This is a genomic window from Haloactinospora alba, assembly GCF_006717075.1.
In the GTDB taxonomy this organism is placed as follows: domain Bacteria; phylum Actinomycetota; class Actinomycetes; order Streptosporangiales; family Streptosporangiaceae; genus Haloactinospora; species Haloactinospora alba.
Window position 1 is genome coordinate 114919 of the sequence record NZ_VFQC01000003.1, and the last position, 17462, is coordinate 132380.

Below are 17462 nucleotides of genomic sequence, written 5' to 3' on the forward strand. Positions count from 1 at the left end.
CGTATGGTCAGTGCCGCTCTGCTCACCACCATCGCGGTCGGCTGCCTGATCGCCGCGGCACGGCTCCGCAGGGCGTCATGGCCGCTACGCGGCCCCTACGTCGCCGTCATCGCCTGGCAGGCGCTCGGTCTGGCGTGGGGCATCTCCACCATCGGAGCGCTGCTGGCGTTCGGCCTCGCCCCCTACGGCCAGGGGGTGGTCAACGGCCTGATCGCGCTGGCCCGCGACGCCTTCAGCCACGGTTTCTACCTGTCCGGGCTCGCCGACACCCCGTTCGGCGCCACACAGGTGGCGGCGATCGTGCTCGCCTTCGGACTCGCCACCCTGCTGTTCTACGGGATCGTGGTGTCGACCGTGCACGTGCTGCGGACCCGGCGGCGCCACCACAACCTGCTCACCCTCGTCGCCCGCGACGACCCGGACGTTCCCGGGGCCCGCGTCCTCGACCACCCCACGGCCGCCGCCTACTGCCTTCCCGGGGTGCTGCGCTCGCAGGTCGTGGTCAGCGCCGGCGCGCTGGAGGTCCTGGAACGCAGCGAACTCGCCGCGGTACTCGCCCACGAGCACGCCCACCTGCGACAGCGCCACGACCTGGTGCTGCTGCCGTTCTCCTCGCTCAAACGCGCCCTGCCGCGCGTGCGGCTGGTCGAGACGTGGTACCGGGCCGTGTCCCTGCTCATCGAGATGTGCGCCGACGACCAGGCGCTGCGGGAACGGTCCCGCAGCGAGCTCGCGAGCGCTCTCATGCGGTTCGGCACGGCCGGCAACACCTCGGTGCCCGCCGGCGCGATGGGGGCCGCCACCACCGAACGCCCCGAGGTCGTCACCCGCGTCTCCCGCCTGGTCCACCCCCGCGAGGGCCTCTCCCGGACGGCCGCCGCCGCGGTGCTCGCCTCCGCCTCCGTCCTGATGGTCACAACCCTGTCGCTGTGGCACCTGCCGCTGTGATCAGTCCCGGAATCACCGCGCCCCTCCCGGTCGTTGCCCCGGGTACGGCGCCGGCGGGCACGATCACGCGCCGCCGAACGTTCCTCCGGAACGAGGGGCCGGCCGCCCGGCCCCGCCAGTGACCGCTCGTCCGTAAGGTTGGGAGCCTCCCCGTGGCCGCAGCATCGTTCTTCGGGTCCCTCTGGATACTCATCTACATAGCGATCTTCGTGGCGAGCCTGTACGCCCTCGTCGACGCGGCACGCACCCCCGCCGAGGCGTTCCCCGCCATGGACAAGCAGACGAAGAAACTATGGCTGATCCTGCTCGGCGTGGGGACCTTCATCTCGTTGAGCGCCGTCCTCGCCGGACAGCGGATGTTCGTGTTCCTGGCCCTCATCGCCGCCCTGATCTACCTCCTCGACGTCCGGCCCGCCGTGAGCGGGATCAGGCGCTCCGACGGCCGCTGGTGACCCGGGCCGCGGCGCCGCCACGAGCGCGCTGCACACCGCCAGCGCGTCCCGGTAGGCGGGGTCGCCGGTGTAGTCCGAATGGCCCGCCACGTCGGGATACACCGCCTCCCCGGCCGGGACGTCGTAGCAGCGCGGGTCCGGGAGCGGCGCCTCGACGGCGACCGTGCTGAGCCGCCCCCCGCTCCGCACCCGGACGGGACCCCCGATGCTGTCGGTGCGCCGCCACAGGTTGCGCCACTGGGCCACCCCGTCGGCGACGGAGGCCAGCGCGCCCGGGTGGAAACAGGCCGGGAAGTAGCGCGTGTAGAGCCGGTACAGCGGTGAACCGTGCGTGAGCAGCGCGACCCGGCGGGAACACTCGTCCGGAAGCTGCCACACCGCGGCCGCGGCCAGCACGGAACCCTGCGAGTGCCCGGAGAGCACGACCCCGGTGCCGTGCGCCGCCAGGTGCTGCACCCGCGCCGTGAGCTGGGGGACGGCGCGTTCCGCGTAGGACGGCGGCGCCAACGGGTGGGCGGAGCGCGGCCAGAACGTGCCGACGTCCCACAGCATCCCCACCGCCCGGCGGGTGGGGCGGTTCTGGTAGGCGCTGCGCCCCAGCCCGGCCAGAACGGCCAGGAACAGGCCCCCCAGCCACGACCCCACGGTCACCAGGAACGTGACGGCCTCCTGCAACCCCTCACCGGCCCGCGCGAGCGCGGACACCGGTCCGCTGACGACGCGTTCGGCCCCGAAGGCCGTCGCGGTGATCTGCCCCGTCAGCGCCGCGTACACACCCAGGAGGATGAGCGCGACAGCGGGCGACAGGACCGCGACCAGGCACGGCGGCAGGGCCTCGGTCAGACCGCCCCACGCGCGGGCGCGCGCGATCTCGCCCGTGCGGCGCGCCCGCCGGTCCCGGCCGTACCGGGCGGCCACCACGTCGCGTTCCCGGCGGGTGCGCACCGCCAGCACCACCGCCAGCACCCCCGAGAGCGCCAGTACGATCCCCGCCTCCAGCGTGAACGCGAGCTGCAACCACGCGTAGGCGGTGGGCGGGCGCAGCGCCAGACACGCCTCGCCGCCGGAGGAGGGCGGGAAGCAGCCCCCCAGCCACCCGGCGGTCTGGTACACCACGGCGGCGGAGAACACCCCGCCGAGCAGCGCCCCCAGCACCGCCGTCGCCGGACCGGCCGTCCCGCGCAGCGGGATGTCGTCGTGCGTCCGGTGGCGGGCGTGCAGCAGGAGCGCGGCGGTGAACAGCACGACCCCGAGCACGCACTGGAACGCGAACACCGCGTTCAACGCGGTGGAGTGCCCCGGGAGCTCCCCGGACGCCTCCCAGCCCGGGCGCGGCCAGAGCGCGTAGGCCAGCACCCCGGCGAGCAGCACCAGCACCACGGTGCGTAGTAGAGCGCAGGCGAGGTCCGCGCGGCGGTTCCAGCGCTCGTCGGTTCCGGGGACGAGGACGCTGCCGGTGCAGCAGGCGAGTGCCGCCGCCAGCGCGCACGCCAACCCCGCACCGGCCGCGGGCGCACCGCGGGACAGGTCGTGGGCCAGCGGCGGTACCAGCAGCAGGACCGCCACCGTCCCCAGCGCCACCGCGACGTGCGCCGAACGCAGCCGGCCCATGACCGCGCTGTTGCGCCAGAAACCGGGGTGGGAGAGGGGAGCGGTCGCGTGGTGCGTGGGGGTGGCGTCGGCCGACGCCACCTCGTAGACGCTTCCGGTGCGCCGCGACAGCAGCCACAGCAGCAGCACCGCCGCGAGCGGCAGTACCGTGCCGGCCGCGAGGGACCGCCCGGGTGTGGCCAGCGGCGCGTCCGGACGGGACAGGAAACCCAGCCAGGGGCGGAGTTCGGCGCACGCCCGCCCGGCGCCGCCGCACTGCCAGGCGACCAGGTCCATGCCCACCCCGGCCGCCGCCAGGGTCAGCAGCGCGGTCAGGCTCAGTGCCAGCAACCGCACCGCCGTCCCGTAGGCACCGTCGGCCATCCGAGAAGCCAGCGGGGACTGGGGGCTCGTGTGCCCGGGCCGCATCCAGTAGGCGATGTTGACCAGCATGAACGGGAGCAGCAGCAGCCACAGCGCGCGGGAGGAGCGCCCTGAGGTCAGGTTGCCCCACGTGTAGATCTCGCGGGGCACACCGGACAGGCTGCGGGTGTCCTCGGGAGGGCGCCACCGGAAGAACCCGGCCAGCCCGTCCCCGGCGACGCGTTTCGTGGACTCGACGTCGAGCAGTTCCTCGGGGTCACCGCCGCTGACGCCGTGTATCCGCAACACGGCAGCGCGCTCCGCTCGCATGCGCGTGATTCTCGCATCCGGGAGAGCTGTCCACACCCCCTGCTATCGCAGCAGTTCGTCGTTGGACACGGCCCACGTGTTGCACGCTCCGGGCGCCTGCTTCTCCATCCCCGTGTGCAGCCACAGCCTGCTGTTGTCGGGGTTGCCGTGGGTGCGCTCCCCGGGCGGGGCGTCCTCCTCGTCGGCCGTGGCCGCGGCGTCCTCCAGCACGGCCTCCCGGTCGGCGTCGTCGAGGGGGTAGCTGACCTCGACCGCGCCGAGGAACGCGCCGGACAGGCAGTTGGCCTGCAGCTCGCTCTTGCGCGTCCAGGCGCTCTGCTCCGCCGGGTCGTCCTCGCGGCGGCGCTGCTCGTGGTAGTACTCCAGCAGCCCCGCCTCGCCCTGCACGTGGTGGGCGTACTCGTGGGCGAGCAGCGAGGCGTAGACGGCGCTGTTCTCCTCCCCGCCCCACTTCTCCGCGACGTCGGCGGTGCCGATGTAGACCGTCTGGTCGGTGCGGCAGTAGAACGCGCCGGCGGAGGAGGGGTAGTCCCGGCAGGGGCTGGTTCCGGGCTCGGTCCAGAAACCGCGGCCGGGTGGCTCGAACGAGATCCCCGCCTTGGCGAACTGGGCCGACCAGGTGTCGTCCAGGCAGTCGGCGACGGTGGTCAGGAAGCGCTCCATCGAGCCGGGGTCGTCCACCTCGAGGTCGGGAGCGGGGCAGGGCAGCGGGGAGAGGCGGCCCGTGCTGTACAGCGGGTTGGTCACCAGCGCCCGGGCCCCGGAGGGCCGCTGCGTGTCCGCCTGTTGCGTGGGAGAGCCGGAACCGCCCTTCGGACCCGCGCCCGCCTCCGTGGCCTCCTCTCCATCCGGTCGGCCGTTACCGGAGGACGCGGTCCACGCCAGCCCGGAGAGGGCGAGGACGAGCACGCAGAGGGCGGCGTAGAGCGCCGCGCGGCGTCGTGTCGGAGTCAATCGACCAGGTCCCTCCCGGCCTTCCAGGTGTCACAGGCAGCCGGGTCCCTGCGGTCCATACCGTGCGCTGTCCACAGCTTCCCGTTCTCCGGGGAGCCGTGCGTGCGCTCCCCGGTGTCGTAGTCCCCGCGGCGCTGCGCGTCGGCGAGGACGTTCTCCCGCTCCGCGGCGCCGATGGGGTAGGAGTCGGCGACCGTCCCCAGGAACGCGCCGCCGAGGCAGTTCGCCTGCAGTTCACTGCGCCGCGTCAACCGCTCCTGCTTCGTGTCCTCGGACTCCTGGCGCCGCTGCTCGTGGAAGTAGTCCAGGATCCCCGCCTCGCCCTGCACGTGGTGGGCGTACTCGTGGCTGAGCAGGAACGTGTACGTCTCCGGGTCCGTACTCTCCCCGGAGTTCTCCACGATGTCGTCCACGCCGAGGTACAGGCCCTCGTTGGCCTGGCAGTAGAACGCCGCCGTGTTGCGCATCGGGTAGTTCCCGCACGGGCTCTTGCCCGAGGCGTACCAGTAGATCCGGTCCGGCGGCTCGAACCCCGCCTCCGTGTGGGAGAACTGCTCCCGCCACGCCTCGTCGAGACAGTCGGTCACCCGGTGCAGGAACCGCTCCATCGACTCCTCGTCGTCCGGGTCGAGCCCGGGCGCCTCACAGGTGACCTCCGCCAGCTGCCCCGTGGTGTACAGCGGGTTCGCGGTGAGGACCTCGGAGCCGCTACCGGTGCCGGGTGGCGGCCCCTCGGAGCTGCCGCCGCCAGCCCTCCGGTCCACCGGCTCCGGAAGCGGCTGCTCGGGGGAGAACAGAGTGGAGAAACTCACGAACCCCGCCAGGCCGACCGCTGTCAGCCCGGTGAGCACGACCACCGTGATTCCGATGTCGAGGCGCGGGCGCGGACTGCTCCTGCGGGAAAGGTTCGGGTGCGCGAGCCGCGCGCTCCCCTCCTCACCCGTGGCGGCACGCTTGCGTTCGGCCATGAGCCCGCGTCACCTCCCGGCGTTCGTCAGTCCCCGCGTGGAACCCACCACCGGAGACGATTATGGCGGTTATTGCCGACACGTGCTGCCTCGGGTGGTTCCCGGGTGGCTCGTGCCGACGGTTCTCCGGGTAGGCTCGCACCCCATGTGGTGGGTTGGCCTCAGACGTTCGGCCGCGGGCGCGGCCCTCCTCCTCGCGGCGACCGCCTCCGCGGCCGGGGCGAGCGCCGCGGGAGCGTCCCCTTCCTCCGGAGAGAGCTCCGCTCCCGAGTCGCACTCCTCCCTGCCCCAGTCGGACCGGGAGGGGGAAACGACCAACGACATCTCGCTGGAACTCGACGGTCAGGGCGTCCTGCACGCCGAGGAGACGATCTCGTTCGGCGACGACGCCCCCGACACGTTCACCCGGACGTTCGTCACCCGCCAGGCCTACGACACCAACCACGACCGGCGCTACGAACTCTCCGACATCGCGGCCGCGGGATCCGGGGGGAAACCCGTGCCGGTGGTCACCGAGGAGAAGGGCCGCAAGCTCACCGCCACCATGGACGTCGCCGACAGCGACACCGTGGTGCTGCGCTACGAGGTGCGCGGGGCCGTGGACGGCGTCGGCGACGGGGTCGAGACGGAGTGGGCCGCCGTCGGGGGGTACAGCTCCGCGGTGGCCGAGACCACCGTGACCGTGGAGGCCGACGCCCCACCGGTCGCGCTCTCCTGCACGGCGGGCGAACCGCGCAGCTCCATCTACTGCACCTCCTCGGACATGGGCGGACACCAGGCCCTCGTCGCGCGTTTCCTGCAGACCGACCTGACCCCCGGCGAACGGCTGGAGATCGTGGTCAGCTACCCCTCCGGGACCGCACCCGCCGAGCCCCTGCTGGAACGGAAGTGGTCGCTGACGTCGGCCTTCGCCGTCACCTCCGCCACCGCCAGCGTCTTCGGCCTGCTCCTGGTGGTCCTGGTCGGCGGACTCGTCGGGCTGATCCGGCTGCGCGGGCGGGACGAGCGCGCGCTGCGCACCGAGGCCTGCGCCGGGGACAGCGCCCCCGTCACCTCCGACGGTGCCGCTCCGGGCGGGATGCGGTTCCACCCGCCGGACGGCGTCCACCCGGGCCAGATCGGGACGCTGATCGACGAGCAGGCCGACATCGTGGACATCACCGCCACGGTCGTCGACCTCGCGGTCCGGGGGTACTTCACCATCCACGAGCTGGAACACGAGCACTTCACCTCGGTGGACTGGCAACTGGAGAAGCGGCCGGGGCCGTTCGACGACACACCCCTGGCCTACGAGCGCCTCCTGCTGGACGCGCTGTTCCACGGCCGGGACCGGGTGCGACTGTCCGACCTGGGCAGCGGCGAGTTCCCGAAGCGGCTGGCCCGGGTGCGCGAGGAGCTCTACCGGGACATGGTGCGGCTGCGGTGGTTCTCCCGCCGCCCCAATCTGGAACGCAACCGGTGGGCGACGGCGGGCATCGCCCTCACCGCCGCCGGGGTGGCGCTGACCGTGCTCCTGGCGATCTACACCCAGGCCGCGTTCACCGGTCTGGCGGTGATCATCGCCGGGGCCGCGGTGACGGTGGGCGCGCAGTACATGCCCGCCAAAACCCGGCAGGGCAGCGTGGTCTTCGCCCACACCATGGGGTTCCGCGCCTACCTGCTGGGCGCCGACGCGGAACGGGTGCCGGCGGGGTGCCGGGTGCAGCTGTTCTCCCACTACCTCCCGTACGCGATCATCTTCGACAACGTGGAGCGGTGGGCGAACGTCCTGGCCTCGGCGGGGTCGGACGAGATGGGCGAGGACGCGCTCCCCTGGTACGTCGGGCCCGCGCAGTGGCGGATGGCGGACTTCGCCGACTCCATCAAGTCGTTCACCGTCACGCTGACCGGCGTCCTGTCCAACACCCGCCAGTTCCCCGCGCTGGGGTGACAGCGTCCGCTTCGATCGGAGAGAGGGACCCGAAGAGTACGGATGTGGGACACGGCCGTGGAAGCACTGAAGTGGTCCGCGGCGGCCGCGATATGGCTGCTGGTGGTGGTGCGCGTGTACCAGGCCGTCGGCGGCCCGGTGCCGCGCGTGCTGCGCAGGTCCGCGCGGGCCGCGGACGAGCTTCCCGAGCACCGCGTCAACGAGACGCGGTCCCGGTTCCGCGAGGCGTTGCGGCAGGGCCGGGTGGAAACGTCGTTCCCCGCGGGAACGGCGCGGATGCCGTTCGCCAGCGTCCAGGAGATCGCCCGGGAGTACGGTTACCGGTTCCGCACCGATGTCATGCCGGCCAACGGCGGAGGGAAGCGCTGGGTGTTCCGGCTCGAGCTTCCCTCCCTGCGGGAGGTGCGTGAGGCCCCCGAGATCGCGGACCTGCGGGAGCGGGAACGTGAACGCTGGCCCGAGGACCCGTTCACCCGCCGGTGGCAGGACCGGCACACGCTTGCGGCCAACCGGGCCCAGCGCGCCATCAACCGCTGGAACGGGTTGATGCTGATTCCCGGGCTGTTCCTGGCGCTCTTCTCCCCGGGGTTCATGCTGTCCGGGGTGTCCACAGCGGCGTTCGTGGTGCTGCTGGCGGTGGGGTGCTCCATGGTGGGGAGCGCCGTCGTCGCGATCGTGCGGCTGGCGCGGCGCAAGAAGGCGCACGAGACCAAGGGGAGAACGCTCTACCACGAGCTCGGGAGCGCTCTCGTGTGGCGCCGGCTGCACCCCGACCGGACCGGGGAACCCGCGGCCGGGAACGTACGAACCTAGACTCCGCGGCGGGAGCCGCGGCATCACCAGCGGAACAACGGAGGAAGGACGACGATGCGGGCGGTCGCGCAGCGGGTCAGCCGGGCCAGTGTGACGGTGGAGGGCGAGGTGGTCGGTGAGATCGCCGAACCGGGACTGCTGGCGCTGGTCGGCGCCACCCACACCGACACTGACGCGGAGGCCCGGAAAATGGCCGCGAAACTGTGGAAGCTGCGCATCCTGGACGGTGAGCGGTCCTGCTCGGACATCGGCGCCCCGCTACTGGTCGTCAGCCAGTTCACCCTCTACGGCGACACCCGCAAGGGACGCCGCCCCACCTGGCACGCGGCGGCCCCCGGCCCGGTGGCCGAACCCCTGGTCGACACGGTCGTCAAGGAGTTGCGGGAACTGGGCGCACCCGTGCGGACCGGCGCGTTCGGCGCGCAGATGTCGGTGGAGCTAACCAACGAGGGCCCGTTCACCGTCCTCGTGGAGGTGTGACCCGGTACCGGACACGCGGGGGAGCGTCCGGTACCGGGTGGGGACTACTCCGCCGTGGCGGTGACCGGTTCGAACTTGTAGCCCAGGCCGCGGACGGTCACGATGAACTGCGGGTCGCCCGGGTCGTGCTCGATCTTGGCGCGCAACCGTTTGACGTGCACATCCAGGGTCTTGGTGTCCCCGACGTAGTCGGCGCCCCACACCCGGTCGATGAGCTGCATCCGGGTCAGCACCCGGCCGGCGTTGCGCAGCAGCACCTCGAGAAGCTCGAACTCCTTGAGGGGAAGCTGGACGTCCTCCCCCCGGACGGTCACCACGTGGCGCTCCACGTCCATGCGCACCGGGCCCGCCTCCATCGTCCCGGGCAGGTCCTCCTCCTCGTCGTCACCGCGGCGCCGCAGTACCGCCCGGATGCGGGCCACGAGCTCGCGGGAGGAGAAGGGTTTGGTCACGTAGTCGTCCGCGCCCAGCTCCAGGCCGACGACCTTGTCGATCTCGGAGTCCTTGGCCGTGAGCATGATCACCGGCACGTTGGACTTCTGCCGTAGGGTGCGGCACACCTCGGTCCCGGAGAGTCCCGGAAGCATCAGGTCGAGCAGCACCAGGTCCGCTCCTGTGCGGTCGAACGTCTCCAGCGCCTCCGTCCCGGTCTGGGCCACCGCGACCTCGAACCCCTCTTTGCGCAGCATGTACGACAGGGCATCGCTGTAGGATTCCTCGTCTTCGACGACGAGTACGCGCGTCACTGTGCTGCCTCCCGATCGCTGTTCTCGCCGGGGCGGGGACGCTCCCGGTCCTGTGGTCCGGGAAGACGCAGTGTGAACGTCGACCCCGAACCCTCCTTGCTCCACACCGTCACTTCCCCACGGTGGTGGGTCATGATGTGCTTGACGATGGCCAGGCCGAGGCCGGTGCCTCCCGTCGCCCGGCTGCGAGCGGCGTCCACCCGGTAGAACCGCTCGAAGATCCGCTCCACGTCCTGCGGTGAGATGCCGATCCCCTGGTCCGCGACGTGGATCTCCACCGTCTTCTCGTTGGCCGCGGCCGACACGGACACGCGGGTGCGCTCCGGGCTGTAGGCCACGGCGTTGGCCATGAGGTTGCGCACCGCGGTGGCCAGGAGGCTCTCGTCCCCCAGGGCGGTGAGGTCCTCGGCCCCGCTGATGACGACCTCGATCTCCTTGGCCTCGGCAGCGGTGCGCACCGAGTCGTAGGCCTCGTCCAGCACGCTCTGTACGTCGACGCTTTCCGGGTTGGCCATGGGCTCCGCGCCCTGGATGCGGGAGAGGGTGATCAGGTCCTGGATGACACTGGTGAGCCGGTTGGTCTCCTGCTGCATCCGGCCGGTGAAGCGCCGCACCGCATCCGGGTCGTCGCTGGCGTCGGATATGGTCTCGGCGAGCAGCGACAGCGCCCCCACCGGGGTCTTAAGCTCGTGACTGATGTTGGCGACGAAATCCCGGCGCACCGCTTCCACGCGGCGCTGCTCCGTCTGGTCCTCGGCGAGGACCAGGACGAGTCCGGTGCCGCCGAGCGGGGCGACCCGCACCGCGAACGAGGTCACCTCGGGGCCGAACCGGCGCACGGCGACCTCGATCTCGGTCTCGCGGATGACGCCGTCGCGGCGCACCTGGCGAGCGAGGGCGAGCACGTCGCTGATGACGAGTTCGTTGTCCCGCACGATGCCGTACGCTCGGGCAGCGGGGCTGGCACGCAGTACCTGGTCCGCCGAGTCGAGCACGACAGCCGAGGACGGCAGCGCCGCGAGCACTTCGGCGATCCCCTGGGGCAGTTCGGTCCGCGCCGGGAGGTCGGCCTCATGGGCACGCCGTCCCGCTCGGCGCCGCAGTGCCGCGCCGACCGCAACACCGACCAGGAGTCCGAGGAACCCCGCGATCGCAGCCAGAAGTTCTGATTGCACACTCCGATCGTAGGACGGCGCTACCCCTCGTTAATCGATTGGGCAGGCGCGACAACCGGTATTTCGTAAATATTCACCATTACTTCGGAATTGATTCAGTTAGCATCTGGGACGATTTGAACTATGCGCGACAGCTACCACGAGGAGCTCGAAGCCCTCAGTGAGCGCCTCGTCGAAATGACGAGGCAGGCGCGGCACGGTGTCGCTCGGGCGACGACCGCGCTGCTGGACTCCGACCTGAACGCAGCACAGGAGGTTATCTCCGGGGACGAGGAAATAAACCGGCTGGACGACGAGATCGAGGCCAGCGCCTTCGATCTGATGGCGCGCCAGCAGCCGGTGGCGCGGGACCTGCGCATCATCATCACGTCGCTGCACATGGCGGGGGACCTGGAGCGGATGGGCGACCACGCCGTCCATATCGCCAAGATCGCGCGCCGCCGGCACCCGGACTCCGCCATCCCGGCGGAGCTCCGCTCCATCGTGCTGGAGATGGGCCACCAGGCCGAGCTTCTGGTGATCAAGGCCGGCGAGGTGATCACCGAGGGGGACGCGGCCAAGGCCCGGGAACTGGACACCGACGACGACCAGATGGACAGGCTCCGGCGGCGGTTGCTGACCCGGATCCTCGACCCGAGCTGGCAGCACGGCGTGGAGGCGACGATGGACGTCACGCTCGCCGGCCGGTTCTACGAGCGGTTCGGCGACCACGCGGTGCACGTGGCGGACAACCTGGTCTACATGGTCACGGGCGAGAAGCCGGAGGAGTCCGAGAACGAGGTGTGACGCCTCACTCCAGTGAGGAAAGTCACAGTACTCCGATCACGGGGGCGGGCGTGTCGCCCGGGCTTCACGGAGGGCAGTACGGCGGTGTCGCCGTATTTCCGTACCGTCTGCCCCTGTTCGTTGTGCTCACCCTGGGTGTTCGCCGAACTCCGGGGCGACCGGGAATAACTCCCTTCCGTCCGTGGTTAGGACGGGTGCCGAAGTATCGCCGGTATCCTTTGTCAAGGTCTAAAATGCCGCATTGACCTGCGCGTTCGTAAACCGAATAGGTACGTTAAGACATCGAATCGTGGTACCCTTGATACCGGCGGAAGGGGTACTTGTCACATGGCTTTCAAGGTCGGCGACACCGTTGTCTACCCCCATCATGGGGCTGCCCGTATTGAGGCTATCGAGAGTCGCGTCATTAAGGGCGAGGACCGAACTTACCTGGTTCTGCGGGTGGACAAGGGTGATCTCACGGTACGTGTGCCAGCCGAGAACGCCCAGGAGGTCGGGGTTCGTGACGTGGTGGGCCAGGAGGGCCTGGACCGGGTCTTCGAGGTGCTGCGCTCACCGCACGTGGAGGAGCCCACCAACTGGTCGCGGCGGTACAAGGCGAACCTGGAGAAGCTCGCCTCCGGGGACGTGAACAAAGTAGCAGAGGTCGTGCGCGACCTGTGGCGGCGCGACAAAGAACGGGGTCTTTCCGCTGGAGAAAAGCGCATGCTCGCCAAGGCAAGGCAGATTTTGGTGAGTGAACTCGCTCTCGCGGAAAAAACGAACGAGGACAAAGCCGAGGCACTTCTCGACGAGGTTCTCACGGACTAGGAAAAGCCAGAAGAGCACACGTTCATGGCGAAAATACCTCGGGTGGGCGTCGGGACCGACGTCCACCCTTTTACGGCCGGTCGCGTTCTTTTTCTCGCGGGTCTGGAATGGCCGGGGGAAGAGGGGGTCGGCGGACACTCCGACGGTGACGTCGTCGCCCACGCCGCCTGTGACGCTGTGTTCTCCGCGTGCGGCATCGGGGACCTGGGGTCCCAGTTCGGCACGAGCGACCCCCGGTGGGCGGGTGCGGCGGGAACCGACCTGCTCGCTGAGACCGGGCGCCGCGCCGCCGCCGCAGGGTTCACAGTGGGCAATGTGGCGGTTCAGCTCATCGGGAACCGGCCGAAGTTCGGGCCGCGCCGCGCGGAGGCGCAGCGGGTGCTGAGCGCGGCGCTGGGGGCGGACGTCACCGTGACGGCCACGACGACCGACGGTCTCGGTCTCACCGGCCGGGGCGAGGGGATCGCCGCCGTGGCGACCGCGCTGTGCGTCGCCGGCGGCGAGTGACCCGCCCCCGGGTGGAACGGTTTCCCGTCTGAGGTGAGGGCGTGCCGCGCGGGACTCACTCCGCGGGCGGGGTGGGGCCGCTGCGTACCCGGCCGGACGGCGGCTCCTCGGGGAAGTCCGGCATCGGCGGACGGGGCGGTTTCCGCGTCACCGGCCGTGTACCGATACCGGCCGACACCCTCTCCTCCGCGCCGGAGGAAGCCTCACCGTCCGGTTCCGGCTCCCCGGCCGGCTCCGGAGCCCCGTCGGCGTTCTCGGGCGTGCCGGGGGTCGCGTCCCCGGCTGTGATGTCGGCCTCGTCGCTGGTGGGGTCCGCTGGCGGCGGATCGTGCACGAACCCCTCGTCCGCGGCGGCGCTCCCGTCCGGAACGGGGTCCGCGCCGTGCGGCGCCTGTCCGTCCGTTTCCGCCTCGGGTTCCGGTGGCACGCCGGCGTGCCCCGGGTGCGCTGCCTGCTGCGGGGTGCGTTTCGGCAGCGGTTCGGCGTCCGGAACCGGCGCGCCCGCCGTGGTGGCTTCCGGTGCCGCCCCGGCTGTGTCCTCCGCCTCCGCGGCTTCCGTGCCGCCGGCGGCCTGCGTGTCCTCGGTCCCCGCTGCGACGGGTTCCGGCGGCTGGCCGACGGACGAGACGGGCGAGGGGTCGGACACCTCCGCCGGTGCGGTCTCCGCGGGGGAAGCCTCCCGGAGGTCCGTCTCGGCACCGCCCGTCTCGGGAGCGGGACCGTCCGGGGCGCTCCGCGGCGGGACCACCTCGACACCCTCGTCGCTGCCCGTGCCGCGGTCCCCGGCGTCCCGCGCCTCCGGGATGGGGGCCGTGTCCGCTTCCGCGGCCCCGTCGGTCCGGGGCGGGTCGGACTCCCCGCGCTCCGGGGGCTCCGGCTCGGACATGGGGACGATGTCCCGGTCCTGGTCGTCGCTCTGCCCGTCGCCGTCCTGGGCGGGGACGGGTTCCCGCCCCCGCTCCTGTGCGGTGGTGACCTCCCCGCGCAGGTACATCAGCACCCACAGGAAGATCCGGAAGGCCACCAGCAGCGCCAGCCACGGCGCGGCGGCGGTGACCACCACCGCGATGCGCCAGGCCAGGTGGTGGTCCGTGGCCTGCAGGACACTGGCGCCCGCCGCGACCAGGATCAGCGCGAGAATCAGCACGTCGACCCAGATCCGGCGGCGCCGCGGAGCGGCGCGGAGCAGGTAGCTGGTCCAGAACGACATCAACAGCAGGAGGGTGAAGCCCGCCGGGTACAGGTGGGCGTAACGCGGCTCGACGTTGCCCTGCAGCGCCACCTGGTAGATGCCGTTGTAGGAGAGCAGCACGGCGAACGCGGCGATGATCAGCACACCGAGCCCGGTCAGTCCGATGGCGGCGGCGCCGGATCGTTGTCGGGGTTCGGCGCCGCCGGTGCCGGCGCTGGACGGTCTCGTGGAGGTTTTAGCGGCCATTGTGCGCAGCAGGGTAGCCCAGGAGATGCCACGAACACGAGATCGCACGCGGTATCGGTGGAAAACGGGAACGGGCGGCGCGTCGGGGAACGCCCGGCAGCGCCCGTGGAACACCTGCTCACCAGGTGAGGTGGGAGGTTTCGGGCATGGCCGATCGTGGTCAGCGGTCGTGCCCTTATTTCGGGTTCCGTGAACGGTGACGGGCGTGAAACGGCTACCCTTGGCAACGTGAGTCTGCGCTTCTACGACACTCGAACCCGCACGGTCCGCGACTTCACCCCGCTACGCGAGGGGTGTGCGTCGCTGTACCTGTGCGGCGCCACGGTGCAGGCGCCACCGCACATCGGCCACATCCGTTCCGGGGTGAACTTCGACGTGCTGCGGCGGTGGCTCATGTACAGGGGCTACAGCGTCACCCTGTGTCGTAACGTCACCGACATCGACGACAAGATCATCAACACCGCGCACTCCGAGGGGGTGCCGTGGTGGGAGATCAGTGAGCGCAACCAGCGCGCGTTCACCCACGCCTACGACATCCTGGGCTGCCTGCCGCCGACGGTGGAGCCGCGGGCCACCGGCCACGTGCCCGAGATGATCGAACTGATGCGCACCCTCATCGACAGCGGCCACGCCTATGAGGCCGGGGACGGCTCCGGCGACGTCTACTTCGACGTGCGCTCGTTCCCGGACTACGGGGCCCTGTCGAACCAGCGCCTCGAACAGATGCGCGGCGCGGGGGACACGGACACCGACAGCGGCAAACGCGACCCCCGCGACTTCGCCATGTGGAAGGGCGCGCGTCCGGGGGAGCCGAGCTGGGACACCCCGTGGGGGCGGGGGAGGCCCGGTTGGCACCTCGAGTGCTCGGCGATGTCCACCAAGTACCTCGGCGGCACGTTCGACATCCACGGCGGCGGGCTCGACCTGGTGTTCCCGCACCACGAGAACGAGATCGCGCAGTCCCAGGGGGCGGGCCACGGCTTCGCCCGGTACTGGCTGCACAACGGCCTGCTGACCACCAGCGGCGAGAAGATGAGCAAGTCCTTCGGGAACTCGCTGCTGATCCCGCAGATGGTGCGCAAGGTACGCCCGATCGAGCTGCGCTACTACCTCGCCCAGGCGCACTACCGTTCCACGATCGACTACTCGGACGAGGCGCTGTACGAGGCGGCCGCGGCGTTCCAGCGCATCAGCGGCTTCCTGACCCGGGCCGCCGAGATGGTCGGCACGGTGGAACCCGCGGCCGAGGTGCCGGAGGAGTTCGCCGCGGCGATGGACGACGACCTCTCGGTGTCCCAGGGGCTCGCGGTGGTCCACAACCATGTGCGGGACGGGAACGCGGCGCTCACCGACGGCGCCAAGGACCGGGTGGCCGAGCTCGCGGCGCGGGTGCGGGCGATGCTCGGCGCCGTGGGGCTGGACCCGTTCAGTGAACAGTGGGCGGGCAGCGGCGACAGTGGCCTGCGCGAGGTGGTGGACGCCCTCGTGTCCGTGGCACTGGAGCAGCGCCAGGCCGCCCGGTCACGCAAGGACTACGCGGCCGCCGACGAGATCCGTGACCAGCTTCTCGCGGCGGGTATAGCGGTCGAGGACACCCCGCGCGGGCCGCGCTGGGAACTCAGACGCGGCTGACGAGCGGGAATTCGCGGTCCCGCGCGACAGCGAACCAATGGGAGGGACGGCGTAATGCCGGCCAAGAGAAACAAGAAGGGCCCCACAAAGGGCAGCGGCGGCAAAGGGAAACGCGCCCTCCAGGGGAAGAAGGGCACCCTTCCCGCCGAACAGCGGCACTGGTACCCGAAGAAACAGCACGCGAAAGCCGTTAAGCAGGAAAAGAGAGCGGAGCAGAAACCCGCCCCGGACAGAACCGCGCCCGCCGGCCGTCGGAATACCGCACCGAGCGGAAAGGACGGTCCGGAACTGCTGGTCGGACGGAACCCGGTGGTGGAGGCGCTGCGTTCCGGCGTTCCGGCGACGAAACTGTTCCTGGCGAACAGCCTGGAGCAGGACGCGCGGGTGACCGAGGCGGCCCGCCTCGCCGGCGAGGCCGGGGTGACGGTGCACGAGGTGCGCCGCGCGGAGCTGGACCGCCAGTGCGAGAACAGCGGACAGGAGAAAGCGGCCCACCAGGGGCTGGTGCTGCAGGTGCGGCCGTACCGCTACTGGGCGGCCGAGGACCTGCTGGAGTCGGCGCGCGAGTCGTCCACATCGCCGCTGGTGGTGGCGCTGGACGGGGTGACCGACCCGCACAACCTGGGGGCGGTGGCGCGTTCCGCCGCCGCGTTCGGCGCGCACGGGCTCCTCGTTCCGGAACGCCGCGCGGCGGGTGTGACGACGGCGGCGTGGAAGACGTCGGCGGGTGCGCTCGCGCGTCTCCCGGTCGCCCAGGCCACCAACCTGTCCCGCGCGTTGGCGGGCTACAAGCAGGAGGGGGTGTTCGTCGCGGGGCTGGACTCCGAGGGGGACACCCGGCTGGACGAGCTGCCGGTTGCGAGCGACCCGCTGGCGATCGTGGTCGGCTCGGAGGGCAAGGGAGTGAGCCGGCTCGTCCGCGAGACGTGCGACGTGGTCGCCACGATCCCGATCAGCGGTGTGGAGTCGCTGAACGCGTCGGTCGCCGCGGGGGTTTCCCTGTACGAGGTGAACCGCCGCCGCGCGTTTGGGCAGTAGCCGCGAACCTGTACCATGCCTGTAGGGCCAGCGGCGCCCGGCCGACGTAGCTCAATCGGCAGAGCAATCGCCTTGTAAGCGATAGGTTAGGGGTTCGATTCCCCTCGTCGGCTCTTCTGCTGACATGGTTCCAGATCACGGGCGAAACGACGGCGGCAGTCCGGGGTGCTCCCGGGTGGCCGCCGTTTTTGTTGGTGTGGTCGGCCGGGGCACGTCGTTCCCTGCGTTTCCGCGGACTGAGGTCTATCCCCGCGTGCGCGGGGCTCACGTTGGCCCACAGCTCGTAGTACTGACTCACGGGGGTCCATCCCCGCGTGCGCGGGGAGCATCGTGGTCATGTCGCTTGAGACATACGCCCGTGTGGGTCCATCCCCGCGTGCGCGGGGAGCATACGTAGTCGAGCTGCTGCTGCTCGATGTTGGAGGGTCCATCCCCGCGTGCGCGGGGAGCATACATACTCCAAGCGACCAGGAGCTCAAACATCGGGTCCATCCCCGCGTGC

General features: G+C 71.0%; 15 protein-coding genes, 1 tRNA gene and 1 CRISPR repeat array (1 of these 17 running past the window's edge). Of the genes, 11 read left to right on the plus strand and 5 right to left on the minus strand.

Annotated features, from left to right (window positions below; genetic code table 11):
- Positions 1-3 precede the first annotated feature (3 nt).
- Both FHX37_RS21065 and FHX37_RS21070 read left to right on the plus strand, forming a co-directional pair.
- Positions 4-948 carry a M56 family metallopeptidase gene (locus FHX37_RS21065; RefSeq protein ID WP_141926032.1) on the plus strand — a complete coding sequence of 315 codons (945 nt, stop codon included), beginning with the start codon at positions 4-6 and terminating at the stop codon, positions 946-948.
- Positions 949-1100: 152 nt separating this feature from the next.
- Entirely contained in the window at positions 1101-1400 is a 300-nt protein-coding gene (locus tag FHX37_RS21070) for a DUF2516 family protein (RefSeq protein WP_141926033.1), read from the plus strand.
- Between the two features lie 2325 nt (positions 1401-3725).
- Here the strand turns inward: FHX37_RS21070 and FHX37_RS21075 are convergent.
- Positions 3726-4637 carry a neutral zinc metallopeptidase gene (locus FHX37_RS21075; protein WP_141926034.1) on the minus strand — a complete coding sequence of 304 codons (912 nt, stop codon included), beginning with the start codon at positions 4635-4637 and terminating at the stop codon, positions 3726-3728.
- Positions 4634-5605: a neutral zinc metallopeptidase gene (locus FHX37_RS21080; RefSeq protein ID WP_141926035.1), complete on the minus strand. Its 972-nt coding sequence runs from the start codon at positions 5603-5605 to the stop codon at positions 4634-4636. The genes FHX37_RS21075 and FHX37_RS21080 overlap by 4 nt, the downstream gene beginning before the upstream one ends.
- 145 nt (positions 5606-5750) lie before the next feature.
- Here FHX37_RS21080 and FHX37_RS21085 point away from each other — a divergent pair, with 145 nt between their 5' ends.
- The 3 genes from FHX37_RS21085 to dtd are packed head-to-tail and all read left to right on the plus strand — an operon-like array spanning position 5751 to position 8828.
- Positions 5751-7535 (plus strand): DUF2207 domain-containing protein, encoded by a 1785-nt coding sequence (locus FHX37_RS21085; RefSeq protein ID WP_141926036.1) that lies wholly within the window; start codon positions 5751-5753, stop codon positions 7533-7535.
- A gap of 42 nt (positions 7536-7577) precedes the next feature.
- Positions 7578-8348 (plus strand): hypothetical protein, encoded by a 771-nt coding sequence (locus FHX37_RS21090; protein ID WP_141926037.1) that lies wholly within the window; start codon positions 7578-7580, stop codon positions 8346-8348.
- Positions 8349-8402: 54 nt separating this feature from the next.
- Positions 8403-8828, plus strand: coding sequence for a D-aminoacyl-tRNA deacylase (gene dtd / locus FHX37_RS21095; RefSeq protein WP_141926038.1), 426 nt, complete (start codon positions 8403-8405; stop codon positions 8826-8828).
- Positions 8829-8872: 44 nt separating this feature from the next.
- Here dtd and FHX37_RS21100 read toward each other — a convergent pair whose 3' ends face one another.
- Positions 8873-9574 carry a response regulator transcription factor gene (locus tag FHX37_RS21100; protein ID WP_141926039.1) on the minus strand — a complete coding sequence of 234 codons (702 nt, stop codon included), beginning with the start codon at positions 9572-9574 and terminating at the stop codon, positions 8873-8875.
- Entirely contained in the window at positions 9571-10749 is a 1179-nt protein-coding gene (locus FHX37_RS21105) for a sensor histidine kinase (RefSeq protein ID WP_170181670.1), read from the minus strand. Before FHX37_RS21105 ends, FHX37_RS21100 begins: the two co-directional genes overlap by 4 nt.
- Before the next feature lie 123 nt (positions 10750-10872).
- Here FHX37_RS21105 and phoU point away from each other — a divergent pair, with 123 nt between their 5' ends.
- From phoU to ispF, 3 genes are all read left to right on the plus strand, one after another.
- Positions 10873-11535 (plus strand): phosphate signaling complex protein PhoU, encoded by a 663-nt coding sequence (phoU, locus tag FHX37_RS21110; protein WP_141926040.1) that lies wholly within the window; start codon positions 10873-10875, stop codon positions 11533-11535.
- A gap of 327 nt (positions 11536-11862) precedes the next feature.
- Complete coding sequence (locus FHX37_RS21115) at positions 11863-12345, plus strand: CarD family transcriptional regulator (protein ID WP_141926041.1); 483 nt, start codon at positions 11863-11865, stop codon at positions 12343-12345.
- A gap of 24 nt (positions 12346-12369) precedes the next feature.
- Positions 12370-12852 (plus strand): 2-C-methyl-D-erythritol 2,4-cyclodiphosphate synthase, encoded by a 483-nt coding sequence (gene ispF / locus FHX37_RS21120; protein ID WP_211351997.1) that lies wholly within the window; start codon positions 12370-12372, stop codon positions 12850-12852.
- Between the two features lie 55 nt (positions 12853-12907).
- Here the strand turns inward: ispF and FHX37_RS21125 are convergent, their stop codons facing one another.
- The gene (locus tag FHX37_RS21125; RefSeq protein ID WP_141926042.1) at positions 12908-14290 is read right to left on the minus strand and encodes a hypothetical protein; all 1383 of its coding nucleotides are present in this window, start codon (positions 14288-14290) and stop codon (positions 12908-12910) included.
- 228 nt (positions 14291-14518) lie between these two features.
- On the opposite strand from FHX37_RS21125, the gene cysS reads away from it, so the two are divergent.
- The 3 genes from cysS (at position 14519) to FHX37_RS21140 (ending at position 17073) form a co-directional block, all read left to right on the plus strand.
- The gene (cysS, locus tag FHX37_RS21130; protein WP_141926043.1) at positions 14519-15922 is read left to right on the plus strand and encodes a cysteine--tRNA ligase; all 1404 of its coding nucleotides are present in this window, start codon (positions 14519-14521) and stop codon (positions 15920-15922) included.
- A gap of 54 nt (positions 15923-15976) precedes the next feature.
- The gene (gene rlmB / locus FHX37_RS21135) at positions 15977-16960 is read left to right on the plus strand and encodes a 23S rRNA (guanosine(2251)-2'-O)-methyltransferase RlmB (protein WP_141926044.1); all 984 of its coding nucleotides are present in this window, start codon (positions 15977-15979) and stop codon (positions 16958-16960) included.
- 40 nt (positions 16961-17000) lie between these two features.
- Positions 17001-17073 (plus strand) — tRNA-Thr (locus FHX37_RS21140).
- 126 nt (positions 17074-17199) lie between these two features.
- Positions 17200-17462: direct repeats of the CRISPR family, unit length 29 nt; unit sequence GGGTCCATCCCCGCGTGCGCGGGGAGCAT; it runs 11 nt beyond the window's last position.